Origin of the sequence: Psychroserpens mesophilus, assembly GCF_050617655.1 — a bacterium.
Lineage (GTDB): Bacteria > Bacteroidota > Bacteroidia > Flavobacteriales > Flavobacteriaceae > Psychroserpens > Psychroserpens mesophilus_A.
The window spans coordinates 1-356 of record NZ_JBODQC010000079.1 but is presented as its reverse complement, the minus strand read 5'-3'; the positions used below and the strand labels follow the sequence as shown (position 1 = coordinate 356).

The 356-nt window shown below is 43.8% G+C and carries 1 protein-coding gene; it reads left to right on the top strand.

Going from position 1 to position 356, the window contains the following annotated elements:
- On the top strand, positions 1-356 hold a 356-nt coding region (locus tag ACRHNM_RS16410), incomplete at both ends, for a DegT/DnrJ/EryC1/StrS family aminotransferase (RefSeq protein ID WP_431137709.1).

Genomic DNA, 356 nt, shown 5'->3' with positions numbered 1-356 from the left:
TTACTAATGACGATGATTTGGCACATACTTTACGCGGAATCGTAAACCATGGGATGTACGAACGGTACTACCATGATGTGGTGGGCGTCAATTCGCGATTGGATTCCATTCAAGCCGCTGTGTTACGAGCCAAACTGCCCAAATTGGATAGTTATAACGAGAGCCGTTGGCACGCTGCATTAAAATATTCCAAGGCCTTTGAAGGGCAGGAGCATATTGTGACAGCAAAGATTTCTTGTGCTTGTGGTATGATAAAAAGTACATGCGATTGCCACGTGTTCCACCAATACACCCTTAAGATCTTAAACGGAAAAAGAGATGCCCTGGTAAAACATTTGAACGAAAATGGCGTTCCT